A 13,197-nucleotide genomic window follows, 5' to 3' on the forward strand; every position below is an offset into this window, starting at 1 on the left:
TCATACGCGCAGTTCCTCAGCCGCGTGCGCGGCACACCCCAGCTCCCCCCGGGGGCAAGCCATGTCCGATGCGCAGGCATTCCTTCGCGCCACCTCGCCCGACTACAGCCGCTGGTGCGGCGCCATGGAGGTACACCGCAGACTCCTCACCCTGAACCCGGAGTACGCCGAGAACCGCGCCCTGATCGAGAACACCGCGTTCGCCTACGAGTCGATGGAGCAGGTCACCGCCCGGCAGGGCCTGATCGACATCCCCGTCGTCGTGCACGTGGTGCACAGCAACTCCGAACAGAACGTGAGCGACGCCCAGATCCACAGTCAGATCGACGTCCTCAACCAGGACTTCCGCGCGAGCAACCCGGACGTGAGCAAGGTGCCCGCGGTCTGGCAGGACCTGGTGGCCGACGCCCGCCTGCAGTTCCATCTCGCCCGGACCGATCCGCTGGGCCGCCCCACGGACGGCATCACGCGCACCGAGAGCGCGGTCGACGACTGGGGCACCGATGACCAGGTCAAGTTCAGCCTGAGCGGCGGCCAGGACGCCTGGCCCGCCGACATCTACCTGAACCTCTGGGTCTGCCAGTTGCGCCGCGGACTGCTCGGCTACGCCCAGTTCCCGGGTGGCGCCGCATCCACGGACGGCGTGGTCGTCACCCACACCGCCCTCGGGACCACCGGCACCGCCACGGCGCCGTTCGACGGTGGCCGCACGGCCGTGCACGAGATCGGGCACTGGCTGAACCTGCGGCACATCTGGGGCGACGACGACGAGGGGTGCAGCGGCAGCGACTTCGTGGCGGACACCCCCAACCAGGGGGGTGCCAACACCGGTTCGCCCACCTTCCCCCATATGACGTGCGGCAACGGACCGGACGGCGACATGTTCATGAACTACATGGACTACACGGACGACGCCGCGATGTTCATGTTCACCAAGGGCCAGTCGGCGCGGATGGACGCCACGCTCGACAACGCCCGCCTGACCCTGACCCGTCAGGCCGTCGCGGTGTGACGACGGCCTGACGCGAGGGCGGCGCTCCTACCTCCGGGCGGCGGCCAGCTCCGCCTCGACGAGGTCGGCCGCTCGCCCGGTGCCGCCCTCCTGCGCCGTCTGCGCCTGGAGTTCCTTCAGGCGGCGGGCCACCTCCGGGTCGCCGGCCAGGGCGAGGGCCGCCGCGCGCAGGGTCTCCGCGGTCGCCTCCTCCGTGGAGATCCGGCGGGCGACGCCCAGGCCCTGGAGCATCTCCGCATTGCCGAACTGGTCCACGGCCTGCGGTACGGCGATCATGGGCGTCGCGGTGGCCAGGCCCTCCTGGCTGCCGCCGGCGCCGGCGTGCGTGACGAACAGGTCGGCCTGCTTGAGAATCGCCGGCTGCGGCACCCAGGTGCGCACCTCGACGTTGGCCGGGACGTCCGCGAACTCGGCAGGGTCGAGGTGCCTGCCGATCGAGAGCACCAGGTGCCAGCCCGGCAGGTCGCCGAACGCCCTGACGCACTCCCGATAGAAGCCGGGCTGTTTGGTGAAGGCCGACCCGAGGGACACGAGCGCCACCTTCTCGGCGGCGGCCGGCCGCTGCCAGTCGCCCTCGGCGGTGCGGTCGCCCTGGCAGGCGCCGACGAAGGAGTACACGCGCTCGTCGACACGGTCCGCGTTCGGCTGGAGCGCCTTGGGGAGCAGGACGATCGAGCGGTCGGGCCGGCCCGCGAAGTCGTCGGGGTGCCGCGTGATGCCGTTCCCCTCGAGCCAGGCCTGGAAGCGGGCGTAGTAGGCGCGGCCCCGTTCGGTCTTCTTCGGCTCCTCCCACATGGGCCGGGCGACCTCCTCCTCGTACCCCTCCCAGGCGACCATGGCCGGCGAGAGGGAGACCGCGGGGACGCCCCAGCGGTGGGCGAGGACCCGCCCCGGGTAGGAGGCGATGTCGTGCAGCACGAGGTCCGGCTCGTCGCCCTCGTAGGCCTCGATCAGCTGCGGGAGGGCCTGGATCGCGTCGGCGAGGAACGGCTCCACGTTGTCCAGCAGGGTGCTCCCCCACGCCTCCGGGTCGTCGTCGGGCGAGGGCAGCGTCGAGTTCCAGGGCTTCACCTCGGCGCCGGTGTCCGCGACCTTGTCCGCGAAGACGGGCGGGATCGCGTAGGTCACCCGGTGGCCGCGCGCCACGAGCTCGCGCATCACCTCCAGGCTGGGGTTCACGTGGCCGTGGGCGGCGATGGAGAACATGGCGATGTGGGCGCGACTGGTCATGCGCCGACCCTATGCGAGACGAGACGTCTCGTGCAACCTGTTGAACGTCAGCGCTGGTAGCGCGCCAGCACCAAGGTGCCGTCCTCCTCCAGCCGTCGGCGCAGCTCGCCGATGCCGATCGCTCCGCTGTAGTACTCCTGGAGCGCGGGGGTGGCGACCTTGTCCTTCCACTCGGGGTAGCCGCGAACGGACTGGGCCGGTGCCGGTCTCAGATGCCCGGCGAGGGCCGTGCCGGTGGCCCAGCCGTCCTTCGTCCGGTGCAGGGCGGGGTCCTTCAGCGCCTCGGTGCCGGTGGGAAGCATCCAGTCGCCGAGGGCGAGGCGGACCATGTTCGGCGGCCTGAGGAAGAAGTCGAGGAACTCCGCGGCCTCCTTCTTGTGCGGGCAGTCCTCGGCGATGGAGAGGGTCTGCGGGCTGACGCCCTGGGTGAGTCCACCGGCCCCCGCCGGGGCGGGCAGCACCTGCCACTCGAAGCCCTTCGGGGCCTGCTGGACGATCTGCTGACGGTAGGAGAAGCCGAGCGGGACCATCGCGTACCGGCCCGCGAAGAAGCCGGGCAGGGTGTCGGAACCGCCGCTGCCCAGGGTCGTCGGCGAGGCGCTGTGATCCATGGTCGCCTGGGCGTGGACGGTGCGCGGCACCACCTGGTCGGCCGTCCCGAACCGCACCGTCACCTTGCCGTCCGCACCACGGTGGAAGAGCCGCCCGCCCGCCGACAGGGAGAGGTTGAGCGTTGCGGACACGGGTTCCTTCAGCGGCCAGGCGACGCCGTACTTCCCCGGGCCGCTGAGGCGTTCGGTGATCCGGCGGAACTCGGCCCAGCTCCAGGGTTTTTCCGGGGCCGGGATCCGTACACCGGACTTCCGCAGCCACGTCGCGTTGGCGATGAGCACCCGCGGTTCCTGGAGGAACGGCACGCCGTGGACGCCGTCCCCGAAGGTCGTGGTCTCCCAACTGCGCTGCGGGATGTCCGACTTCAGCCTCGCGGGCAGCAGGCCGGTCAGATCGGCGAGGTAGCCGCCGTAGGCGAAGTCCGCGAGGTCGTCGGACGCGTCGTGGATGATGTCGGGTGCCTCGCCGCCCTCGAAGGCGGTGAGGAGCTGGTCGTGGACGCTGTCCCAGGAACCCTGGACGTACTCGACCCGGACGTCCGGATGGGTGGCGTTCCACTCCTTCACCAGCTGTTTGTTGGCCTTGACTGACTCCTCCTGCCAGGCCAGGGACTGGAAGCGCAGGGTGATCCGGCCGTCGTCACGGGTGCCGCCGGAGGAGCAGCCCGCGAGCAGCAGCAGGAGGACCAGGGCGAGCAGGCGGGTGCGCATCAGCTCTTCACCGCCCCGGTGAGCATGCCGCCCGTGATCCGCCGCTGGATGAGCGCGAAGACGACGAGCGAGGGCAGCGTCGCGAGGAACGCCGCCGCCGCGAGCGGGCCGAGGTCGGCGACGCCCTCGGCGCCGATGAAATGGGTGAGGACCACGGGAAGCGTCTGTTTCTCCGGTGTCTTGAGGAGCACCAGCGCGAAGAAGAACTCGTTCCACGCGGTGATGAACGCGAACAGCGCGGTCGCCACGATGCCCGGCGCGAGCAGCGGCGCGGTCACCGACACCAGCGTCCGCACCCGCCCCGCCCCGTCGACCGCCGCGGCCTCCTCCAGTTCGGGCGGCACGGCCCGTACGTACCCGGCGAGCATCCACAGTGCGAACGGCAGCGCCCACACCACGTACACCAGCACCAGGCCCGGCACCGAGTTGATCAGGCGCAGGTTCTTCAGCACGAGGAACAGCGGGATGATCAGCAGGACGAACGGGAAGGCCTGGCTGACCACCACCCAGCCCGTCACGGCCTTCGCGAGCCGGGTGCGGCGGCGGGCGACGACGTAGGCCATCGGCGTCGCGATCAGCACGGCGACGACCGCCGCCGCGAGCGCGGCGAGCAGGGAGTTGAGGGCGGCCTGCAGCAGCGGCTGTTCGTCGAAGGCCTGCCGGAAGTTGGCGAGGGTGGGGTCCTTCGGGATCCAGGCCGGGTGCAGGCTGCCGAGCTCACGCGGCGGCTTGAACGCGGTGGAGAGAAGCCAGAGGAACGGGAAGGCGAGGAAGACGAGGTAGGCGAGCAGCGCGGCGTACTGGCCGGCGCGGGCGGGTGTGCTGGTCCTCATGCGCCGTCACCTCCCCTGAGGCGGCCGGCCAGGAAGACGGCCAGGGCGATCGAGATCACGGCCACCATCACGCAGCCCATCGCCGCCGCGTAGCCGAACTGTCCGTAGCGGAAGGCCTCTTCGTAGGCGAAGAGCATCGGCAGCCTGGTCCGGCCGCCGGGGCCGCCGCTGGTCAGCACGTAGACCAGGGCGAAGGAGTTGAAGTTCCAGATGAGGTTGAGGGCGGTGATGGCGAGGGCGATGGGTTTCAGGGCGGGCCAGGTGACCGTGCGGAAGCGGCGCCAGGCGCCGGCGCCGTCGACCGCCGCCGCCTCGTGCAGTTCGCGCGGGGTGTTCTGCAGCCCGGCGAGCAGCGCCACCGTCGTCTGGGGCATGCCCGCCCAGACGCCGACGAGGACCACGGCGGGCAGCGCGGTCGCCAGTCCGCTGAGCCAGTCCCGGCCGCCGCCCAGGCCGATGTCGCGCAGGGTCTCGTTGAGGATGCCCGCGTCGGGGTTGTAGACGAGCCGCCACATGATGCCGACGACTACCTCGGGCATGGCCCACGGGATGATCGCCAGGGCGCGGGCCAGCCAGCGCAGCCGCAGGTCCTGGTTGAGCAGCAGGGCGAGGCCCAGCGCGAGGAGGAACTGCGGCACGGTCACGCCGACCGCCCACACCAGCCCGATCCGGAACGACTCCCAGAACAGCGTGTCGTGCAGCAGGTCCCGGAAGTTGAGGGCGCCGATCCACTGGGTGGGTGCGGTGCGGCCCGACTGGGCGTCGGTGAAGGCCAGCAGGATCCCGTACAGCAGGGGTCCGACGCTGAGGACGAGGATCGGGATCAGGGCGGGCAGCACCAGGAACCACGCGCCGTGGTCGACGTGGTGCCGGGGCCGCCCCCCGCTCGGTCTGCGGCCGGCCCCTCTCCTCGGAGGCGAAGGGGGCGAGGGGGGCGAGGCCTCGGTCACCGTTGTCACGGAATCAACCCCTTTGCACGCTCGGGTCGGCCTGGTCATGCTCGTGAAGGCGGCGTGCCTCGTCAAGGCACCGCGTACGCCGCCCGACCTGTGCCGATGGGACACTGACCGAGGGATGGCCGGAACCCGACGGTCGAAGCGCGGACGACGGAGGCGGACGATGGACGAGGCACGGGCGCGGGACGTACTGGCCGCGGCGGGGGTGCTGCCCGGTGCGGTCCGGGAGGCGCGGTTGCTCGCCCTGGGCGAGAACGCGGTGTTCGCCGCCGGTGACCTGGTCGTCAAGGTCGGCCGCGACGCCGAACTCCTGGACCGGGCGCGCCGTGAACTGGACGTCGCGGTGTGGCTCGCCGAGGCGGGCGTGCCGGCGGTGCGGGCGGCCGAGCCCAAGGCACTGCTGGTCGACGGGCATCCGGTGACGGTGTGGCATCGGCTGCCGGACGCCGTGCGCCCCGCCGAGCCGCGGGATTTGGCCGAACTGCTGCGGGTCGTGCATGCCACGCCCCTGCCTCCCTTCGCACTCCCGGCCCGCGATCTGCTGGGCGGGGTGGAGCGGTGGCTGCGGCTCGCGGGGGACGCGATCGATCCCGCGGACGCGGCCTACCTGCGCGAGCGGCGGGACGGATTCGCCGCGCAGGCCGCCGCGCTCACGCCGCACCTGCCGCCGGGGCCCATCCACGGGGACGCGCTGCCGCGCAATGTGCACGTCGGCCCCGACGGGCCCGTGCTGGTGGATCTGGAGACGGTGTCCGCGGATCTGCGCGAGCACGACCTCGTGGTGATGGCGCTGTCCCACGACCGGTACGGGATGCCGGACGAGGCGTACGCCTCCTTCACCGAGACCTACGGATGGGACGTGCGCGACTGGGCCGGCTGCGGTGTGCTGCGCGGAGCCCGGGAGACGGCCAGTTGCGCGTGGGTCGCCCAGCATGCGCCGAGCAACCCGAAGGCACGGGCCGAGTTCGAGCGGCGGGTGCGGTCCTTGAGGGACGGGGACGAGACCGTGCGGTGGTATCCCTTCTGACCGTCCGGCCCCGCCTGGAGCCGTCTCAGACGGGCTCGTCCGCCAACTCCCGCAGGGGCCATGTCCCGTCGATGGAGGCGGTCGGGTCGCCCTTGCCGCGCAGGAAGCTCTGGAAGTCCGCCGCCCACTGCGCGTACCACTCGATCTGGCGGTGGTGCAGGGCCGCCGGGCCGAGCATGGCGATCTTGGGGTGGCGGTCGGCTATCGCCCCGGCCAGCCGGGCCGCCGCCAGGGCGTCGGCCAGGGCGTCATGGGCGGCATCGAGGACGACGCCGTACTCGGCGCAGACCGCTTCGAGGTTGCGTTTGCCACGGCGGTAGCGGTCGACCCAGCGGTCGATAGTGTACGGGTCGATGACCGGCGCCGGGTCCACGCCGCCCAGGCGGTCGCGCAGGGACGGCAGTCCGTGGCGCCGCAACTCCGCGGAGAGCAGGGTGAGGTCGAAGGTCGCGTTGTAGGCGACGACCGGCACGCCCGTCTTCCAGTAGGAGGTGAGGACGTCGGCCAGGGCGTCCGCCACCTGGTCGGCCGGTCTGCCCTCGGCCGCCGCGCGCTCATTGCTGATGCCGTGCACCGCCACCGCGTCCTCGGGGATCGGCACTCCCGGGTCGGCGAGCCACTCCCGGCGCCCGATCGGCTCCCCGCCCCTGACCTCGATCACGGCCCCCGTGACGATGCGCGCCTCGCGCGGATCCGTGCCCGTCGTCTCCAGGTCGAAGCCGATCAGCAGCTCCCGGTGCCAGCCCATGGGCGGTCCCCCTCCTTGTGGTGCGTTCCCCCAGTGGTCTCCACCTTCGCATGCACCACTGACAACCAGAGGGCCGCGCTCCGTTTACGCCCGGCCGTTCACGACACCGGCCGCGAATCCGCCCACATCACCTCGAACTCCTCGCGGTACGTGGGAAAGAGGCCGCTTTCATCCGCCTCGCCCGACTTGACCACCTTGCTGCCGTTGCGCAGCACGAACACCGGTGCCTCCATGCCCCGGGTGCGGCGCAGATAGCTCTGTACGACCGCGATGCCGTCCGCACCGTCGCCGTCCACCAGGTACGCCGTGAAGCGGGGCGTCTCGTCGAAGACCTGGATCTCGAAGGCACCCGGGTCGCGCAGCCGGGCCCGCACCCGCCGCATGTGCAGGATGTTCATCTCGACGGCCCGGCTGAGCTCGCCGCGCTTGATGCCGAGTTCCCGCTCGCGGCGCTTGACGGCGCTGGAGGCCGGGTTGAGGAACAGCAGCCGCACCCGGCAGCCGGACTCGGCCAGCCGCACCAGACGCCGGCCGGAGAAGTTCTGCACGAGCAGGTTGAGTCCGATACCGATGGCGTCGAGGCGGCGGGCGCCGCCGAAGATGTCCTCGGCCGGGAACTGCCGCATCAGCCGCACCCGGTCCGGGTGGACGGCGACCACGTCGGCGTACCGGTCACCGACCAGGTCCTCGACGGCGTCGATCGGCAGCCTGCGCGCCGAGGGCACGTCACCGCCCGCGCCGAGCATCTCCAGCAGCCGGGCCGAGGCCCGCTCGGCCTGGTTCAGCACGGCCTCGGACAGGGCCCGGTTGCGGGAGACGACGTTGCGGGTGACCTCCAGCTCGTCCAGGGCGAGCTCGACGTCCCGGCGGTCGTCGAAGTACGGCTCGAAACAGGGCCAGTGCTGCACCATCAGCTCGCGCAGCTGCGGCAGGGTGAGGAAGGAGAGCACGTTGTCGTCGGCCGGGTCGAGCAGATAGCCCTTGCGGCGGCTGACCTCGCGGACCGCCACCGCGCGCTGCACCCACTCCTGGCCGGCCGGCCCGGCGGCGGCCACCACCCAGTCCTCGCCGTGCACGGGTTCGTAGACGGGCCTCAGCACGGCGGCGACGACCGCGCGCAGCCTCTGCTCGACGAGGTTCAGCCAGATGTAGGCGCGGCCGGCCCGCTGCGCGCGGGTGCGCACCTCGCGCCAGGCGTCGGCGTCCCAGTCCAGCTCCGGGCCGATCGAGCCCGTCGCGTCCATCGGCCGTGCCAGGGACACGGCACCGGTCGGGACGTCAGTGGAGTTCCCCTCGTGACCCTCGTCACCAGGGGGCAGCTCCAGCCCTCCCGAGCCCACCCGCGCACCGCCTTCCGCTCCCCCGAGCACTCCCCTTGTCAACGATCAAGGAAGGGTACTCCGGGAGCGGTCGGCGGTGCAGCCGGATGGGCAGGGTAGTTCTCAACTCCGCGGACGCCAGTGGCCGTTCTGCCGACCGAGCTCGGCCGGAGTGAGCGGATTCATAGCGGTGACGTCGCGCGGGGCGATGGAAAAGCCCTGCCAGTGGACGGGCATGGGCTGCTGGTCCTCGTCCCGGGCTATGTGGTGGAATCCGATGTTCATCCAGACCACCGGGTGGGTCAGGGCCTGGCCGTTCACCCACTTGTCGACGGATCTACCGGCTCCGGCCCCGCAGTTGCCGGGGTTGTTGCTGGCGAACAGTTCGCACTTGTTGTACTGCGTGACGTACAGGTCGTGCTTGGTGTAGCCGCGGCCCGGGTACTTGGTCGTGGGTCCGGGGACGATCTCGTAGGAGCGCGCGTGTCCGTCCTTGTTCTTGCCGGTCGCGCTGACCATCCGCCACCAGCGGTAGGCCTTGCTGTCGCCGGCCAGTTCCTTGGTCACCTTCTTGCGGGTGGTCTTGGTGGTGGGGGCGCGCTGACCCCGGGTGGGCGCGGTGACGGTGGAGTCGTACTGCTCGACGTTGTTCTTGGTGGAGCCGTCCAGGGCGAAGTCGAGCCGCCAGAAGGCGTTGTGGCTGTGGCTGGTGGCCTTGGCGCTCGCGCCCTTGCCGATGGGCCAGCCGCGGCCGTCGCCGGCGTCGTAGTCGTCCCAGGAGAGGCTGCCGGTGGCTCCGACGTTCATGGTGATGGTGCCGTCGTCCTGGAAGCGCCACTCGGTCATGTACTCGTACCAGCCGACCTGGTTGACCGTGTAGACGAGGAGGTCCTTGCCCTCGGCCTGGAAGACCTTGTTCGCGGTGTCGCCCTGCATGCGGTAGGCGTGGCCGCGGGAGCGGGTGGTGGTGCACAGGCCCTTGACGTTCGGGTCCTCGTTCCAGGAGTCCGGGACCTTGACCGTCTTGATGGTGCCGCCGGGGCACTCGCCCGGCGCCAGGTTCATCAGGCCCTGGGCGAAGTCGAAGCCGGTCAGGTCGTCGTACTCGACGTTGCCGTCGTCGTAGGGGACGTGGATCTGACCGAGGCGGGCACTGTTGAGGACCTTGATCTGTTTGGGTTCGCCCTTGGGCTGGTACGAGATGTTCTCCAGCACGAGGCCGGCCTTGCCGTCGTAGCGCCAGCACATCCGCCAAGTGGTGCCGGTGGAGAGCTTCTGCTCGATGCGGTAGGCGGTGCTGCAGTCGGCGGCCGTGGGCGCGGCGGGGGCGGCCTTCGGCTGGGCGGTGGCCGGACCCGCGCCGGCCGTGGCGCCCGCGGCCAGCGCGGCCACGGTCAGGCCCACGGCGGCCCGGGTACGGGCCTTGGAGTGGCTGTTCACGCGCATGACGAGATGACTCCCTGACGAGGAGGAGCGGGGTGGACGGGTGAGCGAGGAGGGCGGGTCAGCCGTCGAGCCGGGCGACCTTGCGGGCGCTCAGGTCGATCACCAGCGACCGGGCGTCGACCCACGGACCGTTCTTGACCTTCGGGAACAGCCGGACACAGCGGTGCTCCCCGCACCGGTCGAGCACGGCGGGCTGGGCGCCCGGCGCGGCGCGGTAGACGGCGCCGCTGAGCTGGAGCTGGTCCGGACCGGTGAGCGCCTTGCCGGTGGCGCCCTTGTAGTCGGCCTTCAGGCCCGAGCCCAGCGGGTCGGCGATCAGGAGGGCGGCCGCCTCGGCCTTCTCGGCGCGGCTCAGCGGCGGCTGGACACCGTGCTGGGTGTCGCTGCGCACCACCTTGCCGGTACCCAGGTCGACGGTCCGGGTCACGAGGGTGTCGTCCCGGTAGTCGTAGAACGTCACGTCGGCGCGCCGGGGCGCGTCCGGCCTGCCGGCCTCGTCGGCCTCGGGTTCGGCGAGGTCGATGCCGAGCCGCTGCGGGCCGCGGTCCCCGTCGACGCTCTCGCTGTTGCGGAACAGCTGTTTGCCGAGGGCGATCTTCTCGACCCGCTTCAGCTCGTCGTCGGTCAGCGGGTCGCGGCCCTCGCCCTTCTCCCCCTCGGCGGGGGCCGCCTCCACCACGCCCGGCGACACGGCCCGGCCGCCCGCGCCCGCCGTCGCGCCGGCCTCCTGCGGGACGGCCTGCCCCGCCCGGGCCCCGCTGTCGTCCGCCCCCGCCGTGCCCGGCAGGGTCACCGCCACCATCACGGCGGTCCCGGCCACCGCGATGGCGGTACCGGCCACCACCTTCCCCAGGTGGCGGTGCACTGTGTTGCGCACGTCTTCCCCCTACTCCCCCACAGCCCCGGGAGTATGTGATTGCCCCATTGGTTTGGCATACCGCGTATGCACTGGTCACTCGGTAAGAGGGAGATAAGTCATAGGAGGTTCCCTCACTTTCGGGGAGACTCGGGACCAAGGCGTCCCCACCGGCGCCGCACACCTGAAAGAGTCGTAGACATGCAGGTCTGGCCTGGCGAGGCGTATCCACTCGGTGCCACGTACGACGGCGCCGGTACCAATTTCGCGGTCTTCACGGAGGCCGCGGACCGAGTAGAGCTGTGTCTGCTGCACGACGACGGCTCGGAGACGGCGATCGAGCTCCGCGAGAGCGACGCGTTCGTGCGGCACGCGTACGTGCCGGGCATCATGCCCGGGCAGCGGTACGGGTTCCGGGTGCACGGACCGTACGCACCGGAGCACGGACTGCGGTGCAACTCCGCGAAACTGCTGCTCGACCCGTACGCACGTGCGATCAGCGGTTCGATCCGCTGGGGCGAGGAGGTCTACGGCTACCACTTCGACGATCCCGACCGGCGCAACGATCTCGACTCGGCGCCGCACATGATGACCTCGGTCGTGGTCAACCCCTACTTCGACTGGGGCGACGACCGGCGTCCGCGCACCGAGTACCACCACACGGTGCTCTACGAGGCCCATGTCAAGGGCCTCACCATGCGGCACCCGGGCCTCCCGGAGGAGCTGCGCGGCACGTACGCGGCCCTCGCGCATCCGGCGATCATCGAGCACCTCACGGAGCTCGGGGTCACGGCCCTGGAGCTGATGCCCGTGCACCAGTTCGTGAACGATCACCGCCTGGTGGACATGGGCCTGAACAACTACTGGGGCTACAACACCATCGGCTTCTTCGCCCCGCACAACGCCTACGCGTCCTGGGGCGACCGGGGCCAGCAGGTGCTGGAGTTCAAGTCGGCGGTCAAGGCGCTGCACGAGGCCGGGATCGAGGTGATCCTCGACGTGGTCTACAACCACACCGCCGAGGGCAATCACCTGGGCCCGACCCTGTCCTTCAAGGGCCTGGACAACCCGCGCTACTACCGGCTCACCGACGACCCCCGCTACTACATGGACACGACAGGGACCGGGAACTCCCTGCTCATGCGCTCCCCGCACGTGCTCCAGCTGATCATGGACTCGCTGCGGTACTGGGTCACGGACATGCACGTCGACGGGTTCCGCTTCGACCTGGCCGCGACGCTGGCCCGGCAGTTCCACGAGGTGGACCGGCTGTCGTCGTTCTTCGACCTGGTGCAGCAGGACCCGGTGGTCTCCCAGGTGAAGCTGATCGCCGAGCCGTGGGACGTGGGCGAGGGCGGCTATCAGGTGGGGAACTTCCCGCCGCTGTGGACCGAGTGGAACGGCAAGTACCGGGACACCGTGCGCGACCTGTGGCGGGGCGAGCAGCGCACCCTCGCGGAGTTCGCCTCGCGGCTGACCGGCTCGTCCGACCTGTACCAGGACGACGGGCGCCGCCCGCTGGCCTCGATCAACTTCGTGACCTGCCACGACGGCTTCCCGCTGCACGACCTGGTGTCCTACAACGACAAGCACAACGAGGCCAACGGCGAGGACAACCGCGACGGCGAGAGCCACAACCGGTCCTGGAACTGCGGGGTCGAGGGCGAGACCGACGACCCCGACGTGCTGCGGCTGCGCGCCCGGCAGATGCGGAACTTCATCGCGACGCTGATGCTGTCCCAGGGCGTGCCCATGATCAGCCACGGCGACGAGTTCGCCCGCACCCAGCGCGGCAACAACAACGCCTATTGCCAGGACAACGAGATCTCCTGGGTCGAGTGGCCCGAGAACGACGAGAACACCGAGGGCGACGAGGACGCGCAGGGCGGTGCGAACACCGGGCTGCTGGACTTCACCCGCGCGATGGTGTGGCTGCGCCGCAACCACCCGGTCTTCCGCCGTCGGCGCTTCTTCCACGGCCGGCCCGTGGAGGGCACGCACGACGACCTGTCCGACATCGCCTGGTTCACTCCGGACGGCCGTGAGATGACCCAGCGGGACTGGGACTCGGCGCAGGCGTCGGCGCTGACCGTGTTCCTCAACGGCAACGCGATCTCCGAGCCGGGCCCGCGCGGGGAGCGCATCAGCGACGACTCGTTCCTGCTGATGTTCAACGCCTCGCCGAAGCCGCTGGAGTTCGTGGTGCCGGTCAATCACGGACGGCAGTGGGAGGTCGTGGTCGACACGGCCCTCCCGGCCGGCGTGCCCTCGGAGACCGGCCCGAAGGTGCAGGCCGGGGACCGGCTGACCCTGCCGGACCGGAGCATGACGGTGCTCCAGCGGCCCGTCTGACCGCCCGGCGCGCGCGTCGCCCGGAAGCCACTCGTCCGGGCGACGCGCGGCGCACCTGGCGCGGGGGATGACACGAACGGCGGCGGGGCGGGTACG

At 71.0% G+C, this 13,197-nt stretch carries 11 protein-coding genes; 3 read left to right on the plus strand and 8 right to left on the minus strand.

Features of this window, described 5'->3' with window-relative positions; genetic code table 11:
• The first annotated feature begins 61 nt into the window (after positions 1-61).
• On the plus strand, positions 62-1,012 hold the full coding sequence (locus tag K4G64_RS10390; protein WP_221755737.1) for a zinc metalloprotease: 951 nt from the start codon (positions 62-64) through the stop codon (positions 1,010-1,012).
• A 27-nt stretch (positions 1,013-1,039) separates the two neighbouring features.
• Here K4G64_RS10390 and mgt read toward each other — a convergent pair whose 3' ends face one another.
• The 4 genes from mgt to K4G64_RS10410 are packed head-to-tail and all read right to left on the minus strand — an operon-like array spanning position 1,040 to position 5,356.
• Entirely contained in the window at positions 1,040-2,242 is a 1,203-nt protein-coding gene (mgt, locus tag K4G64_RS10395) for a macrolide-inactivating glycosyltransferase (protein ID WP_221755738.1), read from the minus strand.
• A 47-nt stretch (positions 2,243-2,289) separates the two neighbouring features.
• Positions 2,290-3,564 carry a sugar ABC transporter substrate-binding protein gene (locus K4G64_RS10400; protein ID WP_221755739.1) on the minus strand — a complete coding sequence of 425 codons (1,275 nt, stop codon included), beginning with the start codon at positions 3,562-3,564 and terminating at the stop codon, positions 2,290-2,292.
• Positions 3,564-4,397: a carbohydrate ABC transporter permease gene (locus tag K4G64_RS10405; RefSeq protein WP_221755740.1), complete on the minus strand. Its 834-nt coding sequence runs from the start codon at positions 4,395-4,397 to the stop codon at positions 3,564-3,566. Before K4G64_RS10405 ends, K4G64_RS10400 begins: the two co-directional genes overlap by 1 nt.
• A complete protein-coding gene (locus K4G64_RS10410; protein ID WP_308122314.1) occupies positions 4,394-5,356 on the minus strand; it encodes a sugar ABC transporter permease in 963 nt (320 codons plus the stop codon). The genes K4G64_RS10405 and K4G64_RS10410 overlap by 4 nt, the downstream gene beginning before the upstream one ends.
• 160 nt (positions 5,357-5,516) lie before the next feature.
• Here K4G64_RS10410 and K4G64_RS10415 point away from each other — a divergent pair, with 160 nt between their 5' ends.
• Entirely contained in the window at positions 5,517-6,380 is an 864-nt protein-coding gene (locus K4G64_RS10415) for a phosphotransferase enzyme family protein (RefSeq protein WP_221755741.1), read from the plus strand.
• A gap of 25 nt (positions 6,381-6,405) precedes the next feature.
• Here the strand turns inward: K4G64_RS10415 and K4G64_RS10420 are convergent, their stop codons facing one another.
• The 4 genes from K4G64_RS10420 to K4G64_RS10435 all read right to left on the minus strand — a co-directional run bounded on the left by K4G64_RS10420 (position 6,406) and on the right by K4G64_RS10435 (position 10,770).
• Positions 6,406-7,128 carry a 3'-5' exonuclease gene (locus tag K4G64_RS10420; RefSeq protein WP_221755742.1) on the minus strand — a complete coding sequence of 241 codons (723 nt, stop codon included), beginning with the start codon at positions 7,126-7,128 and terminating at the stop codon, positions 6,406-6,408.
• A 98-nt stretch (positions 7,129-7,226) separates the two neighbouring features.
• A complete protein-coding gene (locus K4G64_RS10425; protein WP_221755760.1) occupies positions 7,227-8,498 on the minus strand; it encodes an SAV2148 family HEPN domain-containing protein in 1,272 nt (423 codons plus the stop codon).
• Between the two features lie 72 nt (positions 8,499-8,570).
• Complete coding sequence (locus K4G64_RS10430) at positions 8,571-9,893, minus strand: copper amine oxidase (protein WP_221755743.1); 1,323 nt, start codon at positions 9,891-9,893, stop codon at positions 8,571-8,573.
• A 58-nt stretch (positions 9,894-9,951) separates the two neighbouring features.
• The gene (locus K4G64_RS10435; protein WP_221755744.1) at positions 9,952-10,770 is read right to left on the minus strand and encodes a Tat pathway signal sequence domain protein; all 819 of its coding nucleotides are present in this window, start codon (positions 10,768-10,770) and stop codon (positions 9,952-9,954) included.
• Positions 10,771-10,950: 180 nt separating this feature from the next.
• On the opposite strand from K4G64_RS10435, the gene glgX reads away from it, so the two are divergent.
• Positions 10,951-13,101 (plus strand): glycogen debranching protein GlgX, encoded by a 2,151-nt coding sequence (glgX, locus tag K4G64_RS10440; protein ID WP_221755745.1) that lies wholly within the window; start codon positions 10,951-10,953, stop codon positions 13,099-13,101.
• The last annotated feature ends 96 nt before the right edge of the window (positions 13,102-13,197 follow it).

It is taken from the genome of Streptomyces sp. WAC04114, assembly GCF_019733245.1.
Taxonomy (GTDB): Bacteria; Actinomycetota; Actinomycetes; order Streptomycetales; family Streptomycetaceae; genus Streptomyces; species Streptomyces massasporeus_A.

Excerpts from the sequence above, each read along its gene's own strand:
- K4G64_RS10390 (WP_221755737.1), top strand. The coding sequence starts at position 62 with ATGTCCGATGCGCAGGCATTCCTTCGCGCCACCTCGCCCGACTACAGC.
- mgt (WP_221755738.1), bottom strand. The coding sequence starts at position 2,242 with ATGACCAGTCGCGCCCACATCGCCATGTTCTCCATCGCCGCCCACGGC.
- K4G64_RS10400 (WP_221755739.1), bottom strand. The coding sequence starts at position 3,564 with ATGCGCACCCGCCTGCTCGCCCTGGTCCTCCTGCTGCTGCTCGCGGGC.
- K4G64_RS10405 (WP_221755740.1), bottom strand. The coding sequence starts at position 4,397 with ATGAGGACCAGCACACCCGCCCGCGCCGGCCAGTACGCCGCGCTGCTC.
- K4G64_RS10415 (WP_221755741.1), top strand. The coding sequence starts at position 5,517 with ATGGACGAGGCACGGGCGCGGGACGTACTGGCCGCGGCGGGGGTGCTG.
- K4G64_RS10420 (WP_221755742.1), bottom strand. The coding sequence starts at position 7,128 with ATGGGCTGGCACCGGGAGCTGCTGATCGGCTTCGACCTGGAGACGACG.
- K4G64_RS10430 (WP_221755743.1), bottom strand. The coding sequence starts at position 9,893 with ATGCGCGTGAACAGCCACTCCAAGGCCCGTACCCGGGCCGCCGTGGGC.
- glgX (WP_221755745.1), top strand. The coding sequence starts at position 10,951 with ATGCAGGTCTGGCCTGGCGAGGCGTATCCACTCGGTGCCACGTACGAC.